Source organism: Paenalicyclobacillus macrosporangiidus (assembly GCF_900116805.1).
In the GTDB taxonomy this organism is placed as follows: Bacteria; Bacillota; Bacilli; order Alicyclobacillales; family Alicyclobacillaceae; genus Alicyclobacillus_H; species Alicyclobacillus_H macrosporangiidus.
Genome location: NZ_FPBV01000001.1, coordinates 125,844 through 151,123 on the forward strand (window position 1 = coordinate 125,844; position 25,280 = coordinate 151,123).

Consider the following 25,280-nt stretch of genomic DNA (forward strand, 5'->3'; position numbering starts at 1 on the left):
CTCTTCATCCCCCGATGAAAGACATTTCGACCTTCGGCCGTTTGGGCGTCGCCTGGCTGCGGAGTTCCGAATACCGGTCGTCGCGCCGGCGCCACAGGCCGGTGATGGCGTCGAACAGCTCGTCGTCCGTCGCCCCGCTGCGAAGCAGGGCTCGGAGGTCATGTCCCCGCCCCGCGAACAGGCAGGTGAAAAGCCGTCCGTCCGCCGACAGGCGGGCACGGTTGCACGTCCCGCAGAACGCCTGCGTGACCGACGCAATCACGCCGATCTCCCCCTGCCCGTCCTGGTACCGAAAGCGCGTGGCGACTTCACCCGGATGCTCCGGAGGAACCGGTTCGATGGGCCACTCGGCGTGAATACGGCGGAGGATTTCGGCGGCCGGCACCACGTCGTCCATCCGCCATCCGTTGCTGTTGCCCACGTCCATATACTCGATGAAGCGCAACACGTGTCCCGTGCCGCGAAAGTGACGGGCCATCTCCACCACGTCGTCCTCGTTGACGCCCCGCTTGACGACCATGTTCACTTTCACCGGCGCGAGTCCCGCCCCCGCGGCGGCCTCGATGGCGTCGAGCACCTTGCGCACGGGAAAATGCACGTCATTGAGTGCCATGAATACCTCGTCGCGCAGCGAGTCGAGGCTCACCGTAATGCGGCGCAGACCTGCCTCCTTGAGCGCAACCGCTTTCTTCGGGGTGAGTAACGATCCGTTGGTCGTCAACGCCAGGTCCTCGACGCCCTCAATGGCGGCGAGCATGGCGATGAGGCGCTCGATGTCGCGGCGCAACAGGGGTTCACCCCCGGTCAGCCTGAGTTTTCGCACACCGGCGCGGACGAACACCCGCGCCAGGCGTGCGATCTCTTCAAAGGTCAACAACTGCTCGTGCGGCAAAAAGGCGAAATTCGGACCGAACACCTCTTTGGGCATGCAGTAGGTGCAGCGGAAATTGCAGCGGTCGGTCACCGAAATGCGCAGGTCACGAAGCGGCCTTCGCAGTTGGTCTTGGACGACGGCGCTCGCCGCGCTCTGCGGGGCGCCGGGGACTGCCGCATGGGTTCCGGAGCGGTTCTCGTCCATCTTCTTCATCCCTCCGGTCGGTGGACACTGGGTGAGCGGAGGCCGTTCATGCCGGCTTCTCCAGCGCGTCCTGCCTTCAGTATACCGCCTCGCAGCTCCCTGGGCCATCCTCGTCATATTTCGTGACGACAACCATAGGTTAGACATCGGGAAGGGCCGGACATTTCCATTTTTCAACCGATTGTGTTACTCTGAATGTACGAAATCTTCTTGTCCACGTCGATGGCGCCTGCGTGCCAGGGGGAGGGGTGCGGCCGAGGATTGAGGAAGCGATTTCAAAGAATACCGGTGGGCCGCGAGCCGCGCGGCGGCTCGCAGACATGGGAAGCGCACGCTCTGGAGGTGGATGGATGGTGAAACACAGCAAAGTGACGGTGACCCTCACGGTCAACGGTGTCCAGCGCACGGCGGAGGTGGAGCCGAGGACCCTGTTGGTGCATTTTCTGCGTGACGAGCTCGGCCTGACGGGTACGCACATCGGCTGCGATACCAGCCAGTGCGGAGCGTGCACCGTGTTGTTGAATGGCGATGCGGTCAAGTCGTGCACCGTCCTGGCGGTGCAGGCGGACGGCGCCGAGGTGACCACCGTGGAGGGGCTCGGCACGCTGGAGGCATTGCACCCCGTGCAGGCTGGGTTCTGGGAGAAGCATGGCCTGCAGTGCGGCTTCTGCACTCCGGGTGTCATGATGGCCGCGGTAGCGCTGCTGAAGCAGAACCCCAACCCCACCGAGGAGGAGATCCGGGAAGGTTTGGAAGGGGTCCTGTGCCGGTGCACGGGCTATCAGAACATCGTCCGCGCGGTGCAGTACGCGGCACAACAGCTGGCGTCCGAAGGAGAGCCGGGCGAACAGGTGGCCGCCACGGGCGGCGGCGCGTGAGGAGGGAAGACGATGGCGAGTGTGTTTGGAGCGGCGGTCAAACGGCGGGAGGACGCGCGCCTCATCACCGGGCGCGGCCGTTACACGGACGACGTGCAGCTGCCGGGGATGCTGTACGCGAGCATCCTGCGCAGTCCGCACGCGCATGCGCGCATCAAGCGGATCGACGTCAGCGCCGCGAGAGCGGCCAGCGGCGTGGTGGCGGTATTCACCGGCCAGGACCTCGCCGGGAAGATGGGCCTGATCCCGACGGCGTGGCTGCCTCCGGATTCCGGCATTCGCACGACGGCCCACCCGGCCCTCGCGGTGGACAAGGTCCGCTACGTGGGCGACGGCGTGGCGATGGTGGTGGCCGAGGACCGATACGCGGCGCGGGACGCGATCGATCTCATCCGCGTCGAGTACGAGGTCCTGCCAGCGGTCGTCGACCAGGAGCAGGCCCTGGAGGACGGGGCGCCGCTGGTGCATGACGACGCGCCGGGGAACCTCGCGTTCCACTGGAAGGCGGGCAATGCGACGGACGAGGTGTTCACCCAGGCTGAGGTCGTCGTCCGGCAGCGGTTCCGCCAGCAGCGCCTGATCCCGAACCCGATGGAGCCGCGCAGCGCCGTGGCCGACTACAACGCCTCGACGGGCGAGCTGACGATGTGGCTGACCTCGCAGAACCCGCACATCCATCGCCTGTTGCTCTCCGGCATTCTCGGCATCCCGGAGCACAAGCTGCGCGTGGTTGCGGTGGACGTCGGCGGCGGGTTCGGCGCCAAGATCGCCTGTTACCCGGACGAAGCGCTGGTCGGCTTCGCGTCTCTGCAGCTCGGGCGCCCGGTCAAATGGACGGAGGACCGGCGGGAGAACTTCATGGCCACCACCCACGGGCGGGACATGGTGCTCGATGTGGAGCTGGCCGGGACGCGAGACGGCACGTTGACCGCCATCCGCGTGCGCAACGTCGCCAACATGGGGGCGTACCTGTCGACGGCGGCGCCCGGCGTTCCGACCATCCTGTTCGGGCTCATCGTCCCCGGGCCGTACCGCATCCCGTACGCGGGCGTGGACGTGCGCGGCGTGTTCACCAACACCACCCCGACGGACGCCTACCGCGGGGCGGGGCGTCCGGAGGCCACCTATCTCCTGGAGCGGATGGTGGACCTGTTCGCTCGCGAGATCGGCATGGATCCGGTGGAGGTCCGGCGGCAAAACCTCATCCGGGCCGATGAGTTCCCGTACAACACCGCGATGGGCCTGCAGTACGACAGCGGCGATTACGAGCAAGCGCTGGACAAGGCGCTGGCCATGCTCGGATACGAAGAATTCCGGGAACAGCAGGAGAAGCTGCGCCAGCAAGGCCGGTATCTCGGCGTCGGCGTGACGACCTACGTCGAGATTTGCGGCCTCGGGCCTTCGCAGGTGGCGGGCGCCGTGGGGTTCCAAGGGGGCCTGTGGGAGAGCGCCACGGTGCGCGTCCATCCGAGCGGCAAGGTGACCGCCTTCACGGGCACGTCCCCGCACGGGCAGGGCGAGGAGACGACGTTTGCCCAGATTGTCTCCGCCAAACTCGGGGTGCCGGTCGAGGACGTCGAGGTGGTCCACGGCGACACGAACCGCATCGCGATGGGGTGGGGGACGTACGGATCGCGCACCACGCCGGTCGGCGGCAGCGCGTTGGCGGTTGCGGCGGACCGCGTCATTGAAAAGGCGAAGAAGATTGCGGCGCACATGCTGGAGGTGGCGGAGGAAGACGTGTCCTTCGCGGACGGGGTGTTCTCCGTCCAGGGGGCGCCCAGCCGCCAGGTGACCTTCCAGGAGGTGGCGCTGCAGGCGTATTTGGCTTGGAACCTGCCCGCCGGGGTGGAGCCCGCCCTGGAGGGCAGCGCGTTCTACGACCCGACCAACTTTGTCTATCCCTTCGGCACGCACATCTGCGTCGTGGAGGTGCTGCCGGACACGGGAGAGGTGAAGATCCTGCGCTACGTGGCGGTGGACGACCCAGGCCCGGTGATCAATCCGATGATTGCGGAGGGGCAAGTCCACGGGGGCATCGTTCAGGGCATCGGGCAGGCGCTGTGGGAAGGCGCGCTGTACGACGAGCAGGGCCAACTGGTCTCCGGAACCTTCATGGACTACGCGATGCCCAAGGCGCGCTTTTTCCCGACGTTCGAGACGGCGTTCACCGAGACACCCTCACCGCACACCCCGCTGGGCGTCAAGGGCATCGGGGAGACGGGGACGATTGCCGCGACGCCGACGGTGGTCAACGCCGTCCTGGACGCGTTGGCGCCGTTCGGGGTGCGCGACATCGACATGCCGCTGACGCCGGAGCGCGTGTGGCGGGCGATTCGGAACGGGAGGGATGGGGCGTGATTCCGAGCGCATTCGCATATGAACGGGCGGAGTCGGTGGAACAGGCGCTCGCGTTGCTGCAGGCCTCCGGCGGGGAGGCGAAGTGGCTGGCGGGCGGGCACAGCCTGCTGCCGTTGATGAAACTGCGCCTGAGCACGCCGCCCAAGCTGATAGACATCAGCCGCATCCCGGAGCTGCGCGGGGTGGCCCGCGTCGGCGACCGCTTGGTGATTGGGGCGTTGACGACGCACAGGGAGCTGGCCGCGCACCCGCTCATCCGGGAGCAACTGCCGGCGCTGGCGGACGCGGCGCGCCAGGTGGGCGATCTCCAGGTGCGCAACCGGGGCACCCTCGGCGGCAACCTGGCTCACGCGGACACGGCGTCCGACCTTCCGGCGGTGGCGGTGTCGCTCGGGGCGGAGTTGCTGGTGGTGACACCGGACGGGGATGTGGTCCTCCCGGCGGAGGAGTTCTTCCTCGGACCTTTGGTAACGGCGATGCCGGAGAACGGGCTGTTGAAGGCGGTCTCCTTCCCGGTGCCGCCGGGGCACACCCGCGGGGTGTACGAGAAGTTCCCGCACCCGGCCTCCGGCTACGCGGTGGCGGGGGTGGCGGTCACCGCCGGGGTGAACGCGGACGGCGTCGTGGACTATATCCGTGTCGGCGTCACGGGTGCGGCGGACGCGGCGTACCGCGCGAAAGCGGTGGAGGACGCCTTGGCCGGGCGCGCTCCGACACAGGAGGCGCTGCGGGAGGCGGCTGCACGGGCCGCGGACGACGGGGTCATCGCCGGGGACGCGTTCGCGTCGGAGGAGTACCGGCGGCACCTGTGCACGGTGCTCGCCGAGCGCGCCCTGCGACGGGCGCTGGCGTGACCGCCGTCCGCCGGTTCGGCTTGTGCCGGCGTGCGGAGACGGCGGTGCGGGGGCAGGAGAGGGGGCGGCCGGGGGGCCGCCCCCTTCCGCCCTCCGTATCTTGACGAGGACGGCGGACAGACCGCGAAGAGGGGTGACGACGCTGAACAATCCGTTTGCCGATGTGGCGGCGGTCCAGGCCGCCCTTGCGGACCAGGGCTACGTGGCGGACCGGGCGCTGGCGACGGCGGTGTTCCTGACCATGGCGCTGGAGCGGCCGCTGTTTCTCGAAGGGGAGGCGGGGGTCGGCAAGACCGAACTGGCGAAGGCCTTGGCGAAAGCCGTCGGGCGGCCGCTTGTCCGCCTGCAGTGTTACGAAGGAATGGATCGGGAGCACGCCCTGTACGAATGGAACTACCCGCGCCAACTGCTGCACATCCGGATTCGCGAAGCCACCGGCCTGCAGGCAGACGGCGAACGGGCCGTCACCGGATTGGAGGAGGAGATCTTCAGTCCGGCGTTCCTGCTTCGCCGCCCGCTCCTGCAGGCGGTCGATCCGGACGGCCCGGCGCCGGTCCTGCTGATTGACGAGGTGGACCGCAGCGACGAGGAATTCGAAGCCTTCCTGCTGGAACTGTTGGGGGAGTTCCAGGTGACCATTCCCGAGCTGGGGACCATTCGCGCGGAGGAGATTCCGCTGGTCTTGCTCACCTCCAACCGGACCCGTGAGGTCCACGACGCGCTCAAGCGCCGTTGCCTGTACCACTGGGTGGAGTATCCGGACTTCGAGCGGGAATACACCATCCTCACCACCCGCGTGCCCGCGTTGGCGCGGGAGGTCGCGGAGGCCGTGTGCCGCTTCGTGCAGCGGCTGCGCCAGGAACCGTTGATGAAACGCCCCGGCGTGGCGGAGACCCTCCATTGGGGCGCGGCGCTGGCCGCGCTCTCCGCCACCGAACTGGATCCGGGCCGCGTGGAAGAGACCATCGGCTGCCTCATCAAGTACAAGGACGATCTCGATCTCCTCCTCACCCCGCAACAGGGCAGAAAACCGCTGGCGCGGCTGTTGGCGGAAGCGGGAGGGATCTGACGTGTCCCGCGAAGAAGGGCGGACCGGGGCCGGGTGGGCGAAATCTGGCCGCGACCTCGCGGCGGACGGGACGGCGGGGGAGGAGCGGCAGCCGTTCGTCTCCAACCTGCTCGCGTTTCTGCGCGGCCTGCGGCGCCTGGGGTTTTCCGTCGGCCCGGAAGAGGCCCGCCTGGTCCTGTCGGCCCTGGGGCGGCTGGGGGTGACCGACGCCCGGACGTGCCGCGACGCGGTGCAGGCGGTGGTGGTCAAGCATGCGCACGAGGTCCCGCTGTTTCGGGCCGCCTGGCAGGTGTTCTTCCAGAACGCCCGCGGCGTGCAGGACGCTTGGCTCGCGCTCAACACCCTCTCGGCCCAGGTGGCGCGCGGCTGGCAGGAGCGGCACCGCCATCTGCAGGTGATCTGGATGGGCCGTCATCCGGCGGCGGATGCGGACCACGCGGGCGCGGACGAGGCGGGGCCCCAGGTGTGGATCCGCACGGGGGCGAGTGCGCAAGAGCGGCTGCGGCGGCGGGACGCCGCCCGCATCACCCCGGCGGAGTGGGAACAAGTCAAGCGTTGGCGGGTGCGGGCAGCGCCCCTGTGGCGTCCGAGCCGGCGCCGGATGGCGGTGCGGCGGGGCGGGCCGTTGGACCTCGGGCGAACCATTCGGCGGGCGGCCGCAGAGACCGGCGGTGAGTGTATCGACTGGGTCTGCACCAAGGTGCGGAAGAAGCAGCGCCCAGTGGTGCTGCTGTGCGACGTCAGCGGATCGATGGACCCGTACAGCCGCATGGCGCTGCGTTTCGCGCACGCCCTGATGCAGGCCGGCGTGCGGGTCGACGTATACGTGTTCAGCACGCGCCTGACGCGGATCACGGACCGGTTGCGGCTGCGCGACGCGGATCGGGCGCTGCAGGAAGCGGTGTGGGCCGTCCCCGACATGTCGGGCGGCACCCGGTTGGCGGAAGCATTGGCCTTGTTCCGGCAGCGGTACGCTGTGCGTGCGCTGCGCGGGGGCGCGGTCGTGGTGCTGTTGTCGGATGGACTCGACGCGGGGGAACCCGGAGTGCTGGAGGCAGAGGTCGTGCGGCTGCGCCGGCTGGCGCGGCGCTTGGTGTGGTGGAATCCTCTTCTCGGGGACTCGTCGTACCAGCCATTGGCGCGCGGTGCCGCGGTGTTGGCCCGGCACGCGGACGGGGTCCGGCCCGCCCACACCTGGGCAGGCCTCGAGGCGGCATGGGCCGACTTGGTGAAATGACAGGCTGCGCAGCGCGCGGAGGGGGCGTCCGGGTCACACCGGATCCGTCCATCCGGGTCACACCCGGTACGTCCAATACACCTCCTGCCGTAAGGTCGCCTCTCGCACGGCGCGGAAGGCGGGGTCGCGCTCCATGCGGGCGAGCATGGCTTCGGATTGCGAGCGGTGGGCCCGGATGGCGGCCATTTTGACGTCGCGCACGCTGGTGATGTCGATGATCACGTCCGGATCGCCCAGCTTCTCGCGGCAGTCCCGGGAGAAGGCGGAGCAATGCACCACGGGCCGCTCGTCTGCGGGCAGCTTCTCGACGGCGCGGATGGCGGCGGCGCCGAGGGCGTTGTGATCCGGATGCACGGCGAAACCGGGGTAGTAGGTGATGAGCAGGCTCGGCCGCACCTCCTTCATGACGGCGAGAATGCGGTCGGCCAATGCTTCTGGATCCTCGAATTCCACCGTCTTGTCGCGCAGCCCGAGCAACCGGAGATCCTGGATGCCGAGCGCGGCGCAGGCGGCGCGCAGCTCCTTTTCGCGCACGTCGGGCAAGGTCTCTCGGTTGGCGAAGAACGGTTTGCCCATGTTCCGGCCCATCTGCCCGAGCGTTCCGCAGAGGTAGGTGACGGGAGTGCCCGCCCGGGTGTGCAGGGCGATGGTCCCGCCGCTGGCAAACGTCTCGTCGTCCGGGTGGGGATAAACCACCAATACGTGTCGTTCCATGCGGATCCTCCTCTCGTCACATCCGGAAGGGCGTCTCGCTCAGCTCCAGGGCGATGGCGAGCCGGCCCTCCGCGTCATGCCCGGCCATCAGCAGCCGGCCCTCGGCGTCGATTTCCCAATCCGTCAGCCCCTCGGCGTAGATCCAGCCGTTCTCCATCTTCAATCCCACGCGGTACGGTCCGTCGCCGCGGATCACCCCGCGCTCGTACCGCACCAACCCATTGCGGATGTATGCGCAGATGGCCATGGCGTTCTCCGAGTCGCGCGCCGCGTAGGCGCCGTTGGTGGTCTCCAGATGCAGGTACACATCCTTGCCGGCGAACCGGTCGAGCGCCGACTGCACCGCCGCACGGTCGATAGGCCCCATCGTTCAGCCTCCATTCCGAGTGGCTCGAATCGGTGAGCCATTTCTTCCCTCTCACCGGTCCATTATAGACGATGCGTCCCGGTGTGTGCATGAGCGCGCACACCGTCGAATGGGTACGGGCACGCGGAGGAGGCGCGCGAGTGGGACCTTGCCGGACGTTCGACAGTACGCTGGAAAAGTGAAAACGGTTGTGGTATACGAAACCATATGGATATCTCACCGCGGGGGGCTTGGACATGGCCACGTTGGAGGATTTCGAAAAACTGGATCTGCGCGTCGGCACCGTGATTGCCGCGGAACCGTTTCCGGAGGCGCGCAAACCGGCCATCAAGCTGCGCATCGACTTCGGTCCCCTCGGCGTCAAGCAATCCAGCGCCCAGATCACGCGGCGCTACGATCCCGCGGGGCTCGTCGGGCGCCAGGTGGTGGCGGTGGTGAACTTTCCGCCGCGGCGCATCGCCGGGTTTTCGTCGGAGGTGCTGGTGCTCGGGGGCATTCCGGAAGAGGGAGACGTGGTGTTGCTGAGGCCGGACGAACCGGTGGCCAACGGGACCCCGATTGCCTGAGGGGCCGGGGATTCGGGCCGGAGCGCATTTCCCGGCCGCCGCGGAGATGGCGAAGGACACCGGTTTCGCTAGAATGGGAATTGGGTGAGACGGCATGGTGAGACGTTTGGCGCACTGGCTGTACGGGGACTGGAGCACCCACAAGGCGTTGCGGATTGGGATGGAGTGGCTCAACCTGTCCTACGCCATCCTCCACGGGTGGGAGCGCTCCTGGCCGGACATGAGCCTCGATCTGTCGTTCCTCCTGTTCTGGGTATGGTTGCGCACCCGCTATGACTGGTGATCCACCCGAACGAAGCCGCGGCCATGCGGGTGCGGATTCAGAGTACGCGGCGCCAGACCAATGGATCCGAAAAGAGGTGACGGCGTGAAAAATTTCACGAAGATTCTGGTGGCCAACCGGGGCGAGATCGCCATCCGCGTGTGCCGCGCGGCCACGGAACTCGGCATCCGCACCGTGGCCATCTACGCGGAAGAAGACAAGCTGTCCCTGCATCGGTACAAGGCGGATGAGGCGTACCGCGTCGGCGCCGGCAAGGGACCGGTGGAGGCGTACCTCGACATCGACAGCATCATCGACGTGGCGCTGCGCGCCGAGTGCGATGCCATCCATCCCGGCTACGGGTTTCTGTCGGAGAACGAAGGGTTCGCCCGCGCCTGCCAGCAGGCGGGCATCACGTTCATCGGGCCGAAGCCGGAACACCTGCGCATGTTCGGGGACAAGGTGAGTGCCCGTGAGGTGGCCGTGGCGGCCGGGGTGCCCGTCATTCCCGGGACGGACGGCCCGGTCGATCTCGCCGGCGCCCGCGCCTTCGCGGCGGAGGCGGGGTACCCGGTGATCATCAAGGCCGTCGCGGGCGGCGGCGGCCGCGGCATGCGCGTGGTGAGGAGCGAGGCAGAACTGGTGGAGGCCTTTTCCCGCGCCAGTTCGGAGGCGCAGGCCGCCTTCGGGGAGGGCGGGGTGTACGTGGAGAAGTACCTGGAGGCTCCGCGTCACATCGAGGTGCAGATCCTGGGCGATCAGCATGGCAACCTGGTCCACCTGTTCGAGCGCGATTGCTCCATCCAGCGCCGGCACCAGAAGTTGGTGGAGATTGCCCCGTCGCGCCTCGACGCCTCCCTGCGCCAGCGCATCTGCGAGACGGCCGTCCGCCTGATGCGCCACGCGCGCTACGAGAACGCGGGAACCGTGGAGTTTTTGCTGGCCCCGGACGGGCAGTTCTACTTCATCGAGGTCAATCCGCGCATCCAGGTCGAGCACACCGTGACCGAGCTGGTCACCGGGATTGACCTCGTCCAGGCCCAGATCCGCGTGGCGGAAGGGTATCCGCTCTCGGCGCCGGAGATCGGCATCCACCGTCAGGAGGACATCCAGACCCGCGGCTATGCCATCCAGTGCCGGGTGACGACGGAGGACCCGCGCAACGGGTTCTTGCCGGACACCGGGCGCATCACCACGTACCGTTCAGCGGTGGGCTTCGGCATTCGCCTCGACAGCGGCAACGGCTACGCCGGGGCGCGGGTGCTGCCCTACTATGACTCGCTCTTGGTCAAGATCACCGCCTTCGCCCTGACCTTCGAGGCGGCGGCCGCCAAGATGCACCGCTCGCTCCAGGAGTTCCGCATTCGCGGCGTGAAGACGAACATCCCGTTCCTCGCCAACGTGGTGCGCCATCCGAAGTTCCTCGCCGGCGAATGCGACGTGACGTTCATCGACCACCATCCGGAGCTCTTCCGCTTCCCGCAGCGGCTCGACCGGGGGACGAAGCTGCTCACCTACATCGCCGAGGTGACGGTGAACGGCCAGGGGGACGCGGGCCCGCAGTCAAAGCCGGACCTGCCCGCGCCGCCGGTGCCGGTGTACCGGTACGGGGAACCCCGCCCGCGCGGCACCCGCGATTTGCTGCACGAGCTGGGCCCAGAGGGGCTGTTGCGCCGGGTGCGCCAGGACCGCCGCCTGTGGCTGACCGACACCACCTTCCGCGACGCCCATCAGTCGCTGCTGGCGACCCGCGTGCGCACGCACGATCTCCTCGCCATCGCCGAGGCCACGTCCCGCATCGGGGCGGGCCTCTTCTCGATGGAGGTCTGGGGCGGGGCGACCTTCGATGCCAGCATGCGCTTCTTGCATGAGGATCCCTGGCAGCGCCTCGCGGACCTGCGGGCCGCCATCCCGAACATCCTGTTCCAGATGCTGCTGCGTGGCGCCAATGCGGTCGGGTACAAGAATTACCCGGACAATGTGGTGCGGCGGTTCGTGCAGTTGGCGGCCGAAAGCGGGATCGACGTGTTCAGGATCTTCGACAGCCTGAACTGGCTGCCGAATATGCAGGTGGCCATCGACGAGGTGCGGCAGGCGGGCAAGATCGCCGAGGCGGCCATCTGCTACACGGGCGACATCTTGAACCCCGCTCGCAGCAAATACGACCTCGCCTACTACGTCCGCCTGGCTCAGGACCTGGAGCGGGCGGGAGCGCAGATCCTGGCCATCAAGGACATGGCGGGGCTGTTGCGGCCGTACGCGGCGGTCAAGCTGGTCAAGGCGTTGCGGGATCACGTGGGCATCCCCATCCACCTGCACACCCACGACACCAGCGGCAACGGGATTGCCACGTATCTCATGGCGGCAGAAGCGGGGGTCGACGTGGTGGACGTCGCCATCAGCTCCATGTCGGGCCTCACGTCGCAGCCGAGCTGGAACGCCTTGGTTGCCGCGCTGGAGCGCACGCCGCGGGCGATCCCGGACGACCTGGCGGAACTGCAGCGCCTGTCCGACTACTGGGAGGTGGTCCGGCAGTACTACGGGCGGTTCGAGTCGGACATGAAGACCTCCACGGCGGAGGTGTACCTGCACGAGATGCCGGGCGGCCAGTACACCAACCTCCGGGAACAGGCGCTGGCGTTGGGCATCGGCGACCGTTTCGACGAGGTGAAGCGGGCGTACCAGGAGGTCAACCGGATGCTGGGGGACATCGTCAAGGTGACCCCGTCCTCGAAGATGGTCGGCGATTTCGCCCTGTTCATGGTGCAAAACGGCCTGAGGACCGCCGAAGAGGTGTTGGAGAAGGCGGAGGCGCTCGACTTCCCGGCCAGCGTCGTCGACTTCTTTCTCGGGCACATGGGCCAACCGCCGGGCGGTTTCCCGGAGGACCTCCGGCGGGCGGTGCTCAAGGGCCGCGAGCCTTTGGCGGGCCGCCCGGGGGCGGTGTTGCCCGAGGTGGACCTGGAGGCGGAGCGCGCCGCGTTCGCCAAGCGGATGGGCGTGGCGCCGGATGATCGGCGGCTGATGTCGTACGTGATGTACCCAAAGGTGACGGAGGACCTGTACCATCACCGGGCCCGGTACGGGGATCTCACGCCGCTCGACACGCTGACGTTCTTCTACGGGATGCGGCCGGGTGAGGAGATCACCGTCTCCATCGAGCGCGGCAAGACCCTCGTCATCAAACTGTTGTCGGTGGGCGAGTTGCACCCGGACGGACGGCGAACCGTGTTCTTCGAGCTCAACGGCCAGCCGCGCGACGTGGAGGTGATGGACCGCAGCGCGCCGCAGGCCGCGTTGCAACGGCGCAAGGCCGGGGACGATCCGCATGAAGTGGGCGCCAGCATGCCGGGTACGGTGCTCGCGGTGACGGTGAAACCTGGAGACGCGGTATCGCGCGGGGACCTGTTGCTGGTCACCGAGGCGATGAAGATGGAGATGCAGGTGCAGGCACCCTTCGACGGGGTGGTCGAGGAGGTCTGCTGCCGTCCGGGCGAGGCCGTGCAGCCGGGGGATCTGCTGGTGGTGCTGCGGGATCGGGGGCCGGGAGAGGAATGAGCGAACGGCGCCCGGGACAGACCCTGGCCGGGCGTCCCGGGGGCCTGCGGGGGCGGGGGCGGTCTGCCCCCCAGGCGTCCGCTCCGGCTTTCGCTGGGTCAGTCCGCCAGGCCGGCGGTGTGCGCCCGGCCTGGCTCCGCGTGTTCGGATGTCGCGGTCTCCGATGCGGCATCCGGCACGATGTACTGATAGATGAGGACGTCCTGCCACTGCCCGAACTTGTGTCCCACTTCACGCAGGCATCCGACGTATGTGAATCCGAACCGTTCGTGCAACCGCAGGCTGGCGTCGTTGCCCCGGGAGATGTGGGCCAAGATGGCGTGCAGCCCGATCCGCTGTGCCCGATCCAGGATGTGCTGCATCAATTGGCGGCCCACCCCGCGCCCGCGCTGCTGATGGTCGATGTAGATGGAGATCTCGGCGGTGTACCGGTAACCGGCTTTGCCGCCGTACGGGGACAGCCCGCAATAGCCGAGGACGTGCCCGTCTTCCTCGGCGACCACCAGCGGATAGCGGGGGCCGTGATGCGCGAACCAAATCCGCCGCTGTTCCAACGTCTGCACCTCGAGATCGAAGGTGGCGGTCGTCTCCAGCACGGCTTGGTTATAGATGTTGAGCATCGTCAGCAGATCGTGATAGTGGGCGTCGCGGATGCGCAACACGGTGAGCCCTCCTCGTTCAAGCCTCCAGTTTCACACTACGCCGGAAACGGAAGAGCGTCAACCATTCTTGTGAATTTACTGACCATCATCTTGCTGACCTACGTCGCCGCCCCGGACGGACATCGGCGCAGCCGTGCGCGTGTTCGGTTATAATGACCCCAAAAGGGACGAAGGAGAGAGGAGCATGCCGGGGAGCGGATCCCCTGCGGTCAAACCGGCGCACGGCCACACGGATGCGCATGGGCACCACCACGACGACGTCTTTCACACCCACGCGCCGGCGGGCAAGATGCGGCGCGCGTTCTGGCTGACGGCCATCATCCTGGCGGCGGAGGTGGCCGGCGGTTGGCTCTCGCACAGCTTGGCGCTGTTGTCGGACGCCGGCCACGTCCTCACGGACATCGCCGCCATCGGCCTCGCCTGGTATGCGCTCAATCAGGCGCAGCGCCCGGCCAATGCCCGGATGACCTTCGGCTATCACCGGTCGGGGATCCTGGCCGCGTTGATCAACGCCGTCACGCTGTGGGGTGTGGCCATCGTGATCCTGTTGGAGGCGTACCAACGGTTGCGCCAACCGCAACCCATCATCGGCGGCTGGCTGTTCGCCAGCGCCGCCGTAGGGCTGGCGTTGAATCTGTATTTGGCCTGGGGGATGCGGGACGACCATCAGCTGAATGTGCGCAGCGCCGTCTTGCACATGATCGGCGATGCGGCGGCGTCGGCCGCGGTCATTGTGGGCGGGGCGGTCATGGCCCTCACCGGTTGGTACGTGATCGATCCGCTGCTCAGCGCCGCCATCGCCCTGCTCATCGCCTTCGGCGCGTGGCGCATCGTGCGCCAGACGGTGAACATCCTCATGGAGGGGATCCCGCTAGGCATCGAGCTGGACCGAGTGGTTCAGGAGATGCTCGCGGTGGACGGCGTCCGCTCGGTGCACGACGTGCACATCTGGAGCATCACCAGCGGCCGCAACGCCCTTTCCTGCCACGTGGTGATGGACGGGGACCTGACCATCCGGGAGAGCCAGGCCATCCTCCGTGACATGGAACACCGCTTGGAACACCTGGGCATAGGCCATGTCACCATCCAGACGGAGGACGCCGCCCATCCCCACGAGTCGTCCGTCCTCTGCTGCGGCGGTCAGCGGGAGCATCCTCCCCACTGACCGCCGTCCTCATGCGACCCAGGGTCTCTCCGGCGCCATGCGCCGGGACATCCACTCCGTCAACCGGTACCCGAACACCGCCGTCCCCAAAAACGCCACCGGCATCACCGGGAAGACATACCGGGGAAGCGGGATGAACGGCAGTTGCAAGCCCGCGAGAACGAGCGGAAACCACAGGAGCCACCGGACGTGACGGGCGGCCAGGGTGGCCCACACCAGGCCGGCCGCGCCGAGGCCAACCCACAGGAGATGGAGATTCGCCCACCACTGGTACGGCTCCGTATCGGGGTACCAGGGGGCGCCGAACATCCGCCACAGCTTGTCCACCGTCAACCACTTGAGATACGCCAACGGGTGTTGGGAAAACCCACGGGCCATGTCGTTCAGTGCGAGTTTCACCTGTTCCTGCGCCGTTAGTCCCGGTGGCACGGGCCAGTCGGCCCAATCGGGGATGACGCCGTTCAGCAGCGGGTTCCCCGCGTCATCGCTCGTCAAGATAAGGCGGTGAAAGGTTCGCCAATTGCGGATCCACCACGGCGCCAAGCAGAGCAAAAAGCCAACCAGGGCGCCGCCGAACCGCCGGACCGTCTCCGTCAGGGTGGCTTGCCCGGTGCGCCATCTCCAGCCCAGACACAGGGCGATGGCCGCCAGGTAGGGCAGCGGCGTCGGCCGGACGAGTACGCCCAGCCCCAGCAGCAGCCCCGCAACAAACCATCTCGGGAGGGTGCTGCGCTCCATCGCGCGGCAGAAGGACAGGACAAAAGACCAGAACAGAAAATTGAACAACGTCTCGGTCAGGACAAAGGATGCCGCCTTCACCTGGGGCAGGTACAGCGTCCACAACAGCGCGGCGAGCATCGCCCAGCGCGGCGGACAGAGGCGCATCGCGACCCGGTACAGAAGGAGACTGGTCACGATGGCGAGAGCGGCTTGCACCAATATGGTCATGTGCAATCCAGGCAGACCGAACTCGCCCCATCGCGGGTACACGTGACCCGCCAGCCATTTGCACAAGGCGACGAACAGGGGGTAACCCGGCATCACCTGCGCAGCCGGCGCGGTCGACCAGTAGGTGAGGACGTGCCTTTGCAGCAGCAGATCGGCGGCGTGGTTGTAGTGCACCATGTCCCCCGTCAAGGGCACGTACCGGCTCCGCAGATACATCCAAGCGTGCACGGCGCAGCCGACAGCGACAATCCAGAGAGGCCCGACCGCCTCCCGGAGGCGTGCGGCGCGGACGCGCAGACGCGGCAGGGGCAAGGTGGGTTCCTCCTTCCCGTCCGGATGGATGTTCAAAGATCATGCACAGGTATGGATAAAAATACATAGCACCCCTTCGTGCCGATTTGCTATAGTAATTGGGCGGAATGCAGGCGGCACGCCGTTTCAGGTGCCCATGCAACCCATTCGCTAACCATGTCGAAGTCTACCATACCTTGCATCGTTCGGGAAATCTGCAGGGACCGGCCGGCCCTGGTGTGATACGCCTTGTGTCCGCCGGCCGCTCCCGTTCAGCAGGGAAGGCGACAACCGAGAAGAGGGGGCGTCGGCATCATGAATCTCGATTTCAGCATCATCGCCCCTAGCATCCCGTTTATCTTGAAGGGGATCCTGGTCACGCTTGAGTTCACGCTGACCTCCGCCGTGATTGGGTTTTTGTGGGGGACGTTCCTGTCGATTTTCAAGATTTCGCGATGGCGCTTGCTGCGCGGATTCGGCGTGGTGTACACGTCGATCTTCCGCGGTACGCCGCTGCTGGTGCAGCTCAGCATCGTCTATTTCGCGACGCCGCAGCTGACGGGGTACAACATCTCGCCGTACATGGCCGGCGTCATCACCTTCGGTCTCAACTCTGCCGCCTACATCTCGGAGACCATCCGAGCGGGCATCCTTTCGGTCGACCGCGGCCAGCGCGAAGCGGCCCTCTCCCTGGGGGTGCCCTACCGCCGGATGATGATGGACATCATTCTTCCCCAGGCGGTGAAGAACATCCTGCCCGCGCTGGTCAACGAGAGCATCGCCCTGTTGAAGGACTCGACCCTGGTGTCGACCATCGGCGCCGGCGATCTGCTGAGGCGGGCGGACATCGTGTCGGCCGACACGTACCGGTATTTCGAACCGCTGATCATCGTGGCGGCCATCTACTACGTCATGGTCATCGGTCTCACGTGGGCCGGCAGGCGGTTGGAGAGGAGGTTGCAGCGCAGTGATCGCGGTGAAGAACGTGTCGAAGTCGTTCGGGGCGCTGAAGGTGCTCCGCAACGTGTCGCTTGAGGTGGCCAAGGGCGAAGTCGTCGCCATCATCGGTCCTTCCGGGTCCGGCAAATCCACGCTGTTGCGCTGCATCAACCTGTTGGAGCGGCCCACAGCGGGGCAGGTGTTCGTCGGCGGGGTCGAGCTGACCCACCCGAAGGCCAACGTGATGAAAGTGCGCCAGAACATCGGGATGGTGTTCCAGCATTTTCACCTGTTTCCGCATCTGCGCATGATCGACAACCTGACGTACGCGCCGGTGACGGTCAAGGGGTTGTCGAAGGAAGAGGCCCGCGCGAAGGCGATGGACCTGTTGCGGCGCGTCGGCCTGGAGGACAAGGCGGAGGTCTACCCCGCCACGCTCTCGGGCGGCCAGAAGCAGCGGGTTGCCATCGCCCGCGCGCTGGCGATGGAGCCCGAGGTGATGTTGTTCGACGAGCCGACCTCGGCGCTCGATCCGGAGATGGTCAAGGAGGTCCTCGAGGTCATCCGCTCGTTCGCCCACACGGGCATCACGATGGCCATCGTCACCCACGAGATGGGTTTCGCTCGGGAAGTGGCGGACCGGATCTGCTTCCTCGACGACGGCCAGTTGATTGAGCAGGCGCCGCCGGCGGAGTTTTTCAGCCGGCCGCAGAGCGAGCGCGCCAAGGCGTTCCTGGAGAAATTGTTGTGAGGCGGGTGCCGCCTGCGCGGAGCGCTCGCGTTAGCGCACGACCGGAGCGCAGGCTGTCCTCACCGCCGTCACAGTTCTGTAACATTCGCAGCGCTTTCATCAGGATCGTGCGGATTGACGGAATTCACAGACGTGGGGTACCCTGTACAAAAATCCATATCGGATTCGCATGACTGGCGGGATTGCGAGGGGAACCTCGGGGGAGTGCGAATCTTCACGGGCCATGGGGGGCGGCCGTCTTCGCCCCGGGCCCGTCAGCCGGCCGCCTGGGCGCTCTGACTTGCGAAAGAGGAGTGTTCGGGCGGCTTTTTGCATCCATCACCACGACGGGGGGACACGCGATGAAGGTGTTGGTCGCCGACGACATCTCGAGGCAGGGCCTGGAGAAACTGCGGATTGTGCCGGACATCGAGATTGAGGTGAGGACCGGTTTGTCCGAGGCCGAGCTTGCGCAAGCGGTCCGCGCTGCGGACGCGCTGTTGGTGCGCTCCCAGTCCAAAGTGACGGAACGGGTACTGGAGTCGGCCGGCCGGCTGAAGGTCATCGGCCGGGCGGGTGTCGGCGTCGACAACATCGACGTGGCGGCGGCGACGCGGCGCGGCATCGTCGTGGTCAACGCACCGGATGGCAATACCATCTCGGCGTGCGAGCACACGTTTGCCATGATGATTGGCCTGGCGCGCCATATTCCGAGGGCGCACGCATCGGTCAAGGCGGGCGTGTGGGACCGCAAATCATTCGTCGGGGTCGAGCTGATGGGCAAGACGCTCGCGGTCATCGGGATGGGCCGCATCGGCACCGAGGTCGCCAAGCGGGCCAAGGCGTTCGGCATGAAGGTCGTGGGGTACGATCCGTTTCTGACCGACGACCGGGCAAAGGAGCTCGGCATCGTCAAGGCGGCGCTGGAGGACGCGGTGGCGGCGGCCGATTTCATCACCGTGCACACCCCGCTGACGAAGGAGACGCGCCACTTGATTGACGCGGCGATGTTCGCCCGCATGAAGGATGGCGTGCGCATCGTCAACTGCGCGCGCGGGGGCATCATCGACGAACAGGCGCTGTGCGACGCGCTGGCCGCGGGGAAGGTGGCGGGCGCGGCGTTGGACGTGTACGAGCAGGAGCCGTTGCCGGCGGATCACCCGCTGCGCCGTTTCGACAACGTGATCTTCACGCCGCACCTGGGGGCCTCGACGGAGGAGGCGCAGTTGAACGTCGCCATCGTCGTCGCCGAGGAGGTCGCCAACGTGCTGTTGGGCCGGCCTTTCCGCAATGCGGTCAACCTGCCCTCGCTGGACAAGGAGCTCTCGGACTATCTCGCGCCATACCTGGTGTTGGGTGAGAAGCTGGGCGCCCTGTTGGGGCAGCTCTCGCCGCAGTCCATGGCGGACATCGAGATCGCCTACGGCGGCGAACTCGCCCTCCAGGATGTGTCTTTTCTGTCGCGCACGGTGCTCAAAGGATTGCTCAGCCAGCGGTTCGCGGACGAGGTCAACTACGTCAACGCCCCGACGCTGGCCCAGGAGGCGGGCATCAATGTGCGCGAGGTGAAGCAGCCGAAGAGCACCGTGTTCACGAGCCTGCTGTCCGTCTCCGCCGTCACGCCCCAGGGGCGGCGGCGCGTCGCCGGGACGCTGTACAACGGGGCGGGGGCGCGCATCGTGCAGATTGACGACTACCGCATCGACATGCTGCCCGAAGGGCGGATGATCTACACCGAGCACGTGGATCGCCCGGGCATGATTGGCCGCATCGGCATGATCCTGGGCGAGGCGGACATCAACATCGGCTCCATGCAGGTCGGCCGGCGGGACACCGGCGGCCAGGCGGTGATGCTGCTCTCCGTCGACAAGCCGGTGCCGTCCGAGGTGTTGGACGCCATCGGTCAGATTGCGGGCATTCATACCATCCGCAGCATCGAGCTGTGACGGCTGGGGGAGGAATGGAGATGGCTTGGGAAGACAGGCGCGGGGTGTACAATTTCAATCCGGGGCCGGCGGCGCTGCCGGAAGAGGTGTTGCGCCGGGCGCAGGAGGAGCTGCCGAGTTACGGCGGGGGCGGCCTGTCGGTCCTGGAGATGAGCCACCGCAGCAAGGCGTACGACGAGATCCAAGCCCGGGCGGAGCTGGGGCTGCGGCGGCTGCTCGGGATCCCGGACAGCCACAGGGTGCTGTTCCTGCAGGGAGGCGCGAGCCTGCAGTTCGCGATGGTGCCGCTCAACTTCATCCCCGAGGGCGGTGCGGCCGGGTACGTCGTGACCGGCAGTTGGGCCGAAAAGGCGTATCAGGAGGCGGACAAGGTCGGCTGCCGGGCGGTCGTCGCCGCGAGCACCAAGGAGGAGGGATACCGCCGGATCCCGTCGTGGACCGAGGTGCAGGCGGACGCCGCCTGGGCTTACGTGCACATCACCACCAACAACACCATCGTCGGATCCCAGTGGCAGGATTTGCGCCACTCGTTGTCGATCCCGCTGGTCGCCGACATGTCGAGCGACATCTGCTCCCGCCCGGTGCGGGTCGAGGACTTTCACCTGATCTACGCCGGGGCTCAGAAGAACATCGGGCCGGCCGGGGTGACGGTCGTGATTGTCCGCGAGGACTGGCTGGCGCAGGCGGAGGAGATCGCCAAAGCGCGCAAACTGCCGACGATGCTGCGGTACGCGGTGCATGCCAAGAACGATTCGCGCTACAACACCCCGCCGGTGTTCGCCGTGTATCTGGTGGCGCTGGTGGCGGAGTGGACCCTGGAGCAGGGCGGGCTGACGGCGATGGAGGCGCGCAACCGGGAGAAGGCGGCGCTGGTGTACGGGGCCATCGACGAGAGCGACGGGTTCTACCAGGGCGTGATTGATCCCCCGAGCCGCTCGTGGATGAACGCCACCTTCCGCATCGCCGACGCGGAGGTGAAGAAGCGGTTCCTGGAGGAGGCGAAGGAACAGGGCTTCATCGGCCTGAACGGTCACCGGTCGGTGGGCGGTATCCGTGTGTCGATGTACAACGCCGTCCCAGTGGAGGCGTGCGCGAAGCTGCGCACATTCATGGACGACTTCCGCCGCCGGTATCGCTGAGCAAGCGTACGGCTCAGGGGGCTCAGGCCCGGGACCTTGTGTACGCGGCGGACGCGGGCCGGGGTCGGTCGAAGCGGATCGCATCCGCCACGGCGCGGCGCATGCCCGGTCCGCGTGAAAAAGGGAGGTACCCCCGTTTGTACAAAACCATCCTGTTTGACGTCGACGGCGTCATGCTGTCAGAGGAACACTACTTCAACGCATCCGCGCTGACGGTGTGGGAGCTGCTCTGTTCTCCCCGCTTCCTCGGTCTGCCCGCCGGTGCGCTGCCCGCGCCGGTGCCCGATCCGGCATCCGAAGTGGTGCGCCAGGTGCGCCAGGCCGTGTTCGCCGGGGACGAGGTGCTCGACTTCATGAAGCGCATGGGCGTCAATTCCAACTGGGACATGGTGTTCTTTCAGTTCTCGTGCCAGTTGCTCGACGTGCTCGAGCGGGCCGCGGCGAGCGGCCGTCCGGTGAAGGCGTGGCTGCCGGATCACTGGGACGAAGCGGCCGTACGGGCCTTGGGTGAGCGATTGTCTGAGCTGCCCGCGGCGTGGCGAGCGCTGGACTACACCTCCTTCCTGCGGCGATTCGCGCGCTGCCAGGGAAGTGCCGACCTATTCGCAGCCATCGGGGGCGCCTTCGCGCGTCTGAAGGGGCAGGACGTCTGGCCGCAGGCGGAGATGCGGTCCCTGTGGCAGGTGGCTCGGCACACCTTCCAGGAGTGGTACCTGGGCGACGAGTACAACGACGGGGCGCCGACGGGCAAACGGGGATTCGTCACCCAGGAGGTGCCGTTGGCGGACCCGGACGCGATGCGCCGGCTGTTCACGCGCCTGCGCGACGCGGGGGTGCGCCTCGGCATTGCGACCGGCCGCCCACACATCGAGACGCATGTACCGCTGACGCAGCTCGGTCTGTTGCCCCTGTTCGATCCCGCCGGTGTCACGACAGCCACCGATGTGGTGGCGGCGGAGGAGCGGTACCCGGGCGCGCGGCCTTTGTCCAAGCCGAACCCGTTCTCCTATCTGCGCAGCTATCTGGGCACGGCGGACTCCGGTCTGGTCATCGGGTGTCCGCTACCGCTGCCGGAGCCGGCCGCGAAGTCGGTCCTGGTGGTCGGCGATTCGGTGGCGGACTGGATGGCTGCCCGCACGGCGGGGTTCGATTTCGCGGCCGTCCTGACGGGGCTGACCGGGCAGGCGGCGCGAAAGAAATTCGAAGAACTCGGCTGCGAGTACATTCTCGACGACATCCTGGGCTTGGAGCGAGCGTTGTTGGATTCTGCGCATACGGATGCCGTGCACTGACCACGCTACCCTCAGGAACGATCCGCCGTGCGCCGGGGACACATCCGGCGGAACGGAGCGGATGGCCGGGAGGGGTCGTCATGCGCAGGCTTTCCATGACCGTGACCGGCGCCCTGTGCGCCGCTTTGTTGTGTCTGACGTGCGGCTGCCAGACGCACAGCCCGAGCGCGATGCGGGCATGGAACTCCGTGGGAGCCACCGGTACCCGGGCGGGCGGGGCGAACATCCTCGCGACGTCACAGTGGATGCAATCGGATCCGGCTCACCGGACGGTGGACCTGACGCTGGTGGCGGGGCGAAACCGGGAGAACAACTTCAACGGCTATCCCAACGGGACGATGACCGTCGCTATCCCACCGGGCTGGACGGTGCGCGTGCACTACCGCAACGAGAGCAAGACCGCGCCGCACAGTGCCGTCGTGGTGCCGTTCGCGGAGCGGACGGGGGGCTGGAAGCCGGCGTTTCCGGGAGCGCACACGCCGAGCTTCGCCGTCGGCACTCCGCCGGGCGGCGCCGCGGACTTTCGCTTCATCGCCAATCGCCCCGGCCGGTACGCCGTGGTGTGCGGGGTGGCCGGGCACCGGGACAAGGGCATGTGGGCGGCGCTGACGGTCGCCAACGACGTGGTGACGCCGCGCATCTACGTGTCGTTCGAGGGATAGGAGGGACGGCCAATGGACCCAACGGAGCCGATGGGACGTACGGACGGAAGGGATGCCGTCACGGAGGATAGGCCGCTGTCGCCAGGTGATCGCGAGCCATTACGCGCCCGTCCTCCTTTGGACCTGCCGGCCGAGCGGCGGGTGTCGGTGACGCTCGAGGAGCTGCAGGCGCTCGATGAAGTGGCGCCGTGGGAAGAGTACCTGTTCACGCCGACGGGTGAGCGGATTCCGAAGGAGGTCACGGACGAGGACGTATGAGTACAGCAACGTGAGGGACGTGGCCTGCCGGACGGCGGCACGTCCCTCTTGGCGATCTCGGGGGTTACCATTTGTACCGCTCGGCCAGCGACTCCAACTGTTCAAACAGGACACGCTGTTCGTCGGCTGACAACGGACCGAGCGGGGCACGCACATGTCCGCCTGTCAGTCCGCGAAACGCCAAGGCCTCTTTGAACAGGGACAGTCGGGCACCGGCGCGGAAGATGCGCACCAATTCCGCGATGATCTTCTGCTGTCTCTGCGCCTCCTGCAATTGCCCCGCCCAATACGCGTGGAACAGGCGCACGTACGGTTCAGGAAAGACGTTGGAGCACCCCGATACGCTGCCTTGGATGCCAAGCGTCAGACCGGGCAGGACGAGGTGGTCCGGGCCGAGCATGACGGTCAGGTCGTCCCCTGCGGTGAGCAGGATGTCCTGCAGTTCTGTCAGTTGATCGGAGCTGTATTTCAGCCCTCGGATGTTCGGTGTCTCATCGAGCAGACGTTTGATCAATTCCGGCGTGACGGCGTTTCTCGCGTTGGACGGGATGTGGTACGTGAAGATAGGGAAGTCTTCCGGCACAGCCTGGGACAATGCGACGTAGTGTTGGAACAGTTCCGACGGTCCCAAATGAAAGTAGTACGGGGTGACCGCGGCGACCGCCGAGGCTCCGACAGATGCCGCGTGGCGCGCCAGTTCTATGGTCTCCTCCGTGCGCACGTGTCCGACGTGCACGATGACCGGGACGCGGTTGTTGGCGGCGCGTACGACAAACTGCGCGACTTGTTTGCGCTCCTCGACGGACATCAGAATGCCCTCGCCCGTCGTCCCCAACGGGAACAGCCCGTGTACCCCTTTGTCGATCAGGAACTCCAGCAGCGCTTCAAAAGCGGTGTAATCGACTTTCCCATCCGCCGTGAACGGGGTGATCAGCGCCGTGTACACGCCGCGGTGATTCAGGTCCATGTCGTATCCTCCTCGTGTGGTGGGTTGCGGTTTATCTCATGCGTGGTCTTCAATCGGACGTCTCAAGAACACACCATAACTGATGGCGGCCACCACGAGCAGACATGCCCCCACGACGAACACCAGATTGAAGGAATCCGTCGCTTGGACGATGAGGCCCGTCACAATGGGCGCTAGCGAGGCACCCAGAAATCCGCCGAAGTTCTGGATGGCACCGAGAGACGCCACCTGCTCCGACGGCGCGATGTCGGCGGCCAGTGTCCATATCACCCCGGATGGCAGGGCGGCCGCGAAGTAACCGATGGCCAGCAGCACGATGCACATGACGATGTCGGATACGAACGGCACCGGAGCGACGGCCAGCGCAGCCAGCACAGCACCGCCCACAATCGGGATCTTCCGGGCCGTGACCGGTGGATAGCCGCGGCGAATGAATGCGTCGGAGATCACCCCGCCCAATGGCACGCCGACGATGCCGCACAAAAACGGGATGGACGCTACCCAGCCGGTGTGCAGAATGCGCAGATGCCGGCTCTTCTCCAAATAGCCGGGCAACCACGTGAGGTACACCCAAACCGTGAACACCACGCCGAAGTTGCCGATGATCATGAACCAGGTGGACGGATGGCGGAAGAGGGAAAGCCAGCTGCGCCGGGTCGAAGGTGCGGGCGCGGACACCGCCGGATCGGACGCCGGCGACGGTTCGGCAGGCATGCCGGGGCGGTCGCGGTACACGAGCAGCCAGGCGATCATCACGACAAACCCCACTGCCCCGATGCACATGAACATGCCGCGCCAACCCAACGACAACATCAAGAGGGTCAGCAGTGGCGGGGCAATGCCGTTGGCGATCTGCGACCCGGTGTTAAACATGGAGGTCGGCAGGCCGCGTTCTTCCTTCGAAAACCAGCGCTCGGTCACCTTGAGGCCGCAGGTGAAGAAGGGGGACTCCGATATGCCGAGCAGGATGCGCATGGTCAACAGGAACGAAGGCGTCCTGGAGAATCCGCTGATGAAGGTGACGAGCGACCAGAGACCGGAAGCCCACGCAAACAACCGGCGTGGACCGAGCCGGTCGACCAGCCAACCGGCGGGCAGGTTGGCCAAGGCGTACGGCCACAGAAACGCGGAGAGCAGGACGCCCATCTCTGCCGGGGAAAGATGAAACTCTTTCGAGATCAGCGGATTGGCGATGCTCAGATTGGCGCGATCCAGATAGTTGACCACCGCGCCGACCAGCAGCAACACGACGAACCACCATCGCAACGTGGACGGCCGTCTGTGCAGGACGAGGTGCTCCTCAGTTGGATGCAATGCCCTCATTTGGCCACCATCCT

At 66.6% G+C, this 25,280-nt stretch carries 23 protein-coding genes and 1 riboswitch; of the genes, 16 read left to right on the plus strand and 7 right to left on the minus strand.

Going from position 1 to position 25,280, the window contains the following annotated elements; genetic code table 11:
• Positions 1–4: 4 nt before the first annotated feature.
• Complete coding sequence (gene moaA, locus BM357_RS00555; RefSeq protein WP_175511385.1) at positions 5–1,078, minus strand: GTP 3',8-cyclase MoaA; 1,074 nt, start codon at positions 1,076–1,078, stop codon at positions 5–7.
• Between the two features lie 350 nt (positions 1,079–1,428).
• Here moaA and BM357_RS00560 point away from each other — a divergent pair, with 350 nt between their 5' ends.
• The 5 genes from BM357_RS00560 to BM357_RS00580 all read left to right on the plus strand — a co-directional run bounded on the left by BM357_RS00560 (position 1,429) and on the right by BM357_RS00580 (position 7,477).
• Positions 1,429–1,956, plus strand: a complete 528-nt coding sequence (locus BM357_RS00560) for a (2Fe-2S)-binding protein (protein WP_074948562.1) — start codon at positions 1,429–1,431, stop codon at positions 1,954–1,956.
• A gap of 12 nt (positions 1,957–1,968) precedes the next feature.
• Complete coding sequence (locus BM357_RS00565; protein WP_074948565.1) at positions 1,969–4,317, plus strand: xanthine dehydrogenase family protein molybdopterin-binding subunit; 2,349 nt, start codon at positions 1,969–1,971, stop codon at positions 4,315–4,317.
• Positions 4,314–5,171, plus strand: a complete 858-nt coding sequence (locus tag BM357_RS00570; protein ID WP_074948567.1) for an FAD binding domain-containing protein — start codon at positions 4,314–4,316, stop codon at positions 5,169–5,171. Before BM357_RS00565 ends, BM357_RS00570 begins: the two co-directional genes overlap by 4 nt.
• A gap of 133 nt (positions 5,172–5,304) precedes the next feature.
• Complete coding sequence (locus BM357_RS00575; protein ID WP_245783778.1) at positions 5,305–6,240, plus strand: AAA family ATPase; 936 nt, start codon at positions 5,305–5,307, stop codon at positions 6,238–6,240.
• A 1-nt stretch (position 6,241) separates the two neighbouring features.
• Positions 6,242–7,477 carry a vWA domain-containing protein gene (locus tag BM357_RS00580; protein ID WP_074948569.1) on the plus strand — a complete coding sequence of 412 codons (1,236 nt, stop codon included), beginning with the start codon at positions 6,242–6,244 and terminating at the stop codon, positions 7,475–7,477.
• A 57-nt stretch (positions 7,478–7,534) separates the two neighbouring features.
• On the opposite strand, the gene bshB2 is transcribed toward BM357_RS00580, so the two are convergent.
• Both bshB2 and BM357_RS00590 read right to left on the minus strand, forming a co-directional pair.
• Complete coding sequence (bshB2, locus tag BM357_RS00585; protein WP_074948571.1) at positions 7,535–8,191, minus strand: bacillithiol biosynthesis deacetylase BshB2; 657 nt, start codon at positions 8,189–8,191, stop codon at positions 7,535–7,537.
• Positions 8,192–8,207: 16 nt separating this feature from the next.
• Positions 8,208–8,558: a YojF family protein gene (locus BM357_RS00590; RefSeq protein ID WP_074948573.1), complete on the minus strand. Its 351-nt coding sequence runs from the start codon at positions 8,556–8,558 to the stop codon at positions 8,208–8,210.
• Between the two features lie 236 nt (positions 8,559–8,794).
• Between BM357_RS00590 and csaA the strand changes: the two genes are divergently transcribed.
• From csaA to BM357_RS00605, 3 genes are all read left to right on the plus strand, one after another.
• Positions 8,795–9,124 (plus strand): chaperone CsaA, encoded by a 330-nt coding sequence (gene csaA, locus BM357_RS00595; RefSeq protein WP_074948575.1) that lies wholly within the window; start codon positions 8,795–8,797, stop codon positions 9,122–9,124.
• A gap of 94 nt (positions 9,125–9,218) precedes the next feature.
• Complete coding sequence (locus tag BM357_RS00600; RefSeq protein WP_074948577.1) at positions 9,219–9,407, plus strand: hypothetical protein; 189 nt, start codon at positions 9,219–9,221, stop codon at positions 9,405–9,407.
• Positions 9,408–9,491: 84 nt separating this feature from the next.
• Complete coding sequence (locus BM357_RS00605) at positions 9,492–12,944, plus strand: pyruvate carboxylase (RefSeq protein ID WP_245783779.1); 3,453 nt, start codon at positions 9,492–9,494, stop codon at positions 12,942–12,944.
• A 98-nt stretch (positions 12,945–13,042) separates the two neighbouring features.
• On the opposite strand, the gene BM357_RS00610 is transcribed toward BM357_RS00605, so the two are convergent.
• Positions 13,043–13,606, minus strand: coding sequence for a GNAT family N-acetyltransferase (locus BM357_RS00610; RefSeq protein ID WP_074948581.1), 564 nt, complete (start codon positions 13,604–13,606; stop codon positions 13,043–13,045).
• Positions 13,607–13,790: 184 nt separating this feature from the next.
• Here BM357_RS00610 and BM357_RS00615 point away from each other — a divergent pair, with 184 nt between their 5' ends.
• A complete protein-coding gene (locus tag BM357_RS00615) occupies positions 13,791–14,771 on the plus strand; it encodes a cation diffusion facilitator family transporter (RefSeq protein WP_083430043.1) in 981 nt (326 codons plus the stop codon).
• 9 nt (positions 14,772–14,780) lie between these two features.
• On the opposite strand, the gene BM357_RS00620 is transcribed toward BM357_RS00615, so the two are convergent.
• On the minus strand, positions 14,781–16,031 hold the full coding sequence (locus BM357_RS00620; RefSeq protein ID WP_074948583.1) for a glycosyltransferase family 39 protein: 1,251 nt from the start codon (positions 16,029–16,031) through the stop codon (positions 14,781–14,783).
• Between the two features lie 294 nt (positions 16,032–16,325).
• Between BM357_RS00620 and BM357_RS00625 the strand changes: the two genes are divergently transcribed.
• From BM357_RS00625 to BM357_RS00655, 7 genes are all read left to right on the plus strand, one after another.
• Positions 16,326–17,045: an amino acid ABC transporter permease gene (locus tag BM357_RS00625; protein WP_083430044.1), complete on the plus strand. Its 720-nt coding sequence runs from the start codon at positions 16,326–16,328 to the stop codon at positions 17,043–17,045.
• Positions 16,978–17,700 (plus strand): amino acid ABC transporter ATP-binding protein, encoded by a 723-nt coding sequence (locus tag BM357_RS00630; RefSeq protein ID WP_074948585.1) that lies wholly within the window; start codon positions 16,978–16,980, stop codon positions 17,698–17,700. Before BM357_RS00625 ends, BM357_RS00630 begins: the two co-directional genes overlap by 68 nt.
• A 159-nt stretch (positions 17,701–17,859) precedes the next feature.
• Positions 17,860–17,979, plus strand: a riboswitch (ZMP/ZTP riboswitch).
• 62 nt (positions 17,980–18,041) lie between these two features.
• Positions 18,042–19,625, plus strand: coding sequence for a phosphoglycerate dehydrogenase (serA, locus tag BM357_RS00635; protein WP_074948587.1), 1,584 nt, complete (start codon positions 18,042–18,044; stop codon positions 19,623–19,625).
• 20 nt (positions 19,626–19,645) lie between these two features.
• On the plus strand, positions 19,646–20,764 hold the full coding sequence (gene serC, locus BM357_RS00640) for a 3-phosphoserine/phosphohydroxythreonine transaminase (protein WP_074948589.1): 1,119 nt from the start codon (positions 19,646–19,648) through the stop codon (positions 20,762–20,764).
• 137 nt (positions 20,765–20,901) lie between these two features.
• Complete coding sequence (locus BM357_RS00645) at positions 20,902–22,056, plus strand: HAD family hydrolase (protein ID WP_074948591.1); 1,155 nt, start codon at positions 20,902–20,904, stop codon at positions 22,054–22,056.
• Between the two features lie 80 nt (positions 22,057–22,136).
• Positions 22,137–22,718, plus strand: a complete 582-nt coding sequence (locus BM357_RS00650) for a sulfocyanin-like copper-binding protein (RefSeq protein WP_074948593.1) — start codon at positions 22,137–22,139, stop codon at positions 22,716–22,718.
• 12 nt (positions 22,719–22,730) lie between these two features.
• A complete protein-coding gene (locus BM357_RS00655; RefSeq protein WP_074948595.1) occupies positions 22,731–22,976 on the plus strand; it encodes a hypothetical protein in 246 nt (81 codons plus the stop codon).
• Between the two features lie 64 nt (positions 22,977–23,040).
• On the opposite strand, the gene BM357_RS00660 is transcribed toward BM357_RS00655, so the two are convergent.
• Together BM357_RS00660 and BM357_RS00665 are read right to left on the minus strand one after the other, a co-directional pair.
• Entirely contained in the window at positions 23,041–23,943 is a 903-nt protein-coding gene (locus BM357_RS00660; RefSeq protein ID WP_074948597.1) for a dihydrodipicolinate synthase family protein, read from the minus strand.
• Between the two features lie 36 nt (positions 23,944–23,979).
• Positions 23,980–25,266, minus strand: a complete 1,287-nt coding sequence (locus BM357_RS00665; RefSeq protein WP_074948600.1) for an MFS transporter — start codon at positions 25,264–25,266, stop codon at positions 23,980–23,982.
• Positions 25,267–25,280 lie beyond the last annotated feature (14 nt).

Coding starts and splice junctions, on each gene's coding strand:
- BM357_RS00590 (WP_074948573.1), bottom strand. CDS start 8,558: ATGGGGCCTATCGACCGTGCGGCGGTGCAGTCGGCGCTCGACCGGTTC.
- serC (WP_074948589.1), top strand. CDS start 19,646: ATGGCTTGGGAAGACAGGCGCGGGGTGTACAATTTCAATCCGGGGCCG.
- BM357_RS00650 (WP_074948593.1), top strand. CDS start 22,137: ATGCGCAGGCTTTCCATGACCGTGACCGGCGCCCTGTGCGCCGCTTTG.
- BM357_RS00600 (WP_074948577.1), top strand. CDS start 9,219: ATGGTGAGACGTTTGGCGCACTGGCTGTACGGGGACTGGAGCACCCAC.
- BM357_RS00615 (WP_083430043.1), top strand. CDS start 13,791: ATGCCGGGGAGCGGATCCCCTGCGGTCAAACCGGCGCACGGCCACACG.
- BM357_RS00655 (WP_074948595.1), top strand. CDS start 22,731: ATGGACCCAACGGAGCCGATGGGACGTACGGACGGAAGGGATGCCGTC.
- bshB2 (WP_074948571.1), bottom strand. CDS start 8,191: ATGGAACGACACGTATTGGTGGTTTATCCCCACCCGGACGACGAGACG.
- BM357_RS00565 (WP_074948565.1), top strand. CDS start 1,969: ATGGCGAGTGTGTTTGGAGCGGCGGTCAAACGGCGGGAGGACGCGCGC.
- BM357_RS00560 (WP_074948562.1), top strand. CDS start 1,429: ATGGTGAAACACAGCAAAGTGACGGTGACCCTCACGGTCAACGGTGTC.
- BM357_RS00625 (WP_083430044.1), top strand. CDS start 16,326: ATGAATCTCGATTTCAGCATCATCGCCCCTAGCATCCCGTTTATCTTG.
- BM357_RS00665 (WP_074948600.1), bottom strand. CDS start 25,266: ATGAGGGCATTGCATCCAACTGAGGAGCACCTCGTCCTGCACAGACGG.
- moaA (WP_175511385.1), bottom strand. CDS start 1,078: ATGGACGAGAACCGCTCCGGAACCCATGCGGCAGTCCCCGGCGCCCCG.
- BM357_RS00660 (WP_074948597.1), bottom strand. CDS start 23,943: ATGGACCTGAATCACCGCGGCGTGTACACGGCGCTGATCACCCCGTTC.
- serA (WP_074948587.1), top strand. CDS start 18,042: ATGAAGGTGTTGGTCGCCGACGACATCTCGAGGCAGGGCCTGGAGAAA.
- csaA (WP_074948575.1), top strand. CDS start 8,795: ATGGCCACGTTGGAGGATTTCGAAAAACTGGATCTGCGCGTCGGCACC.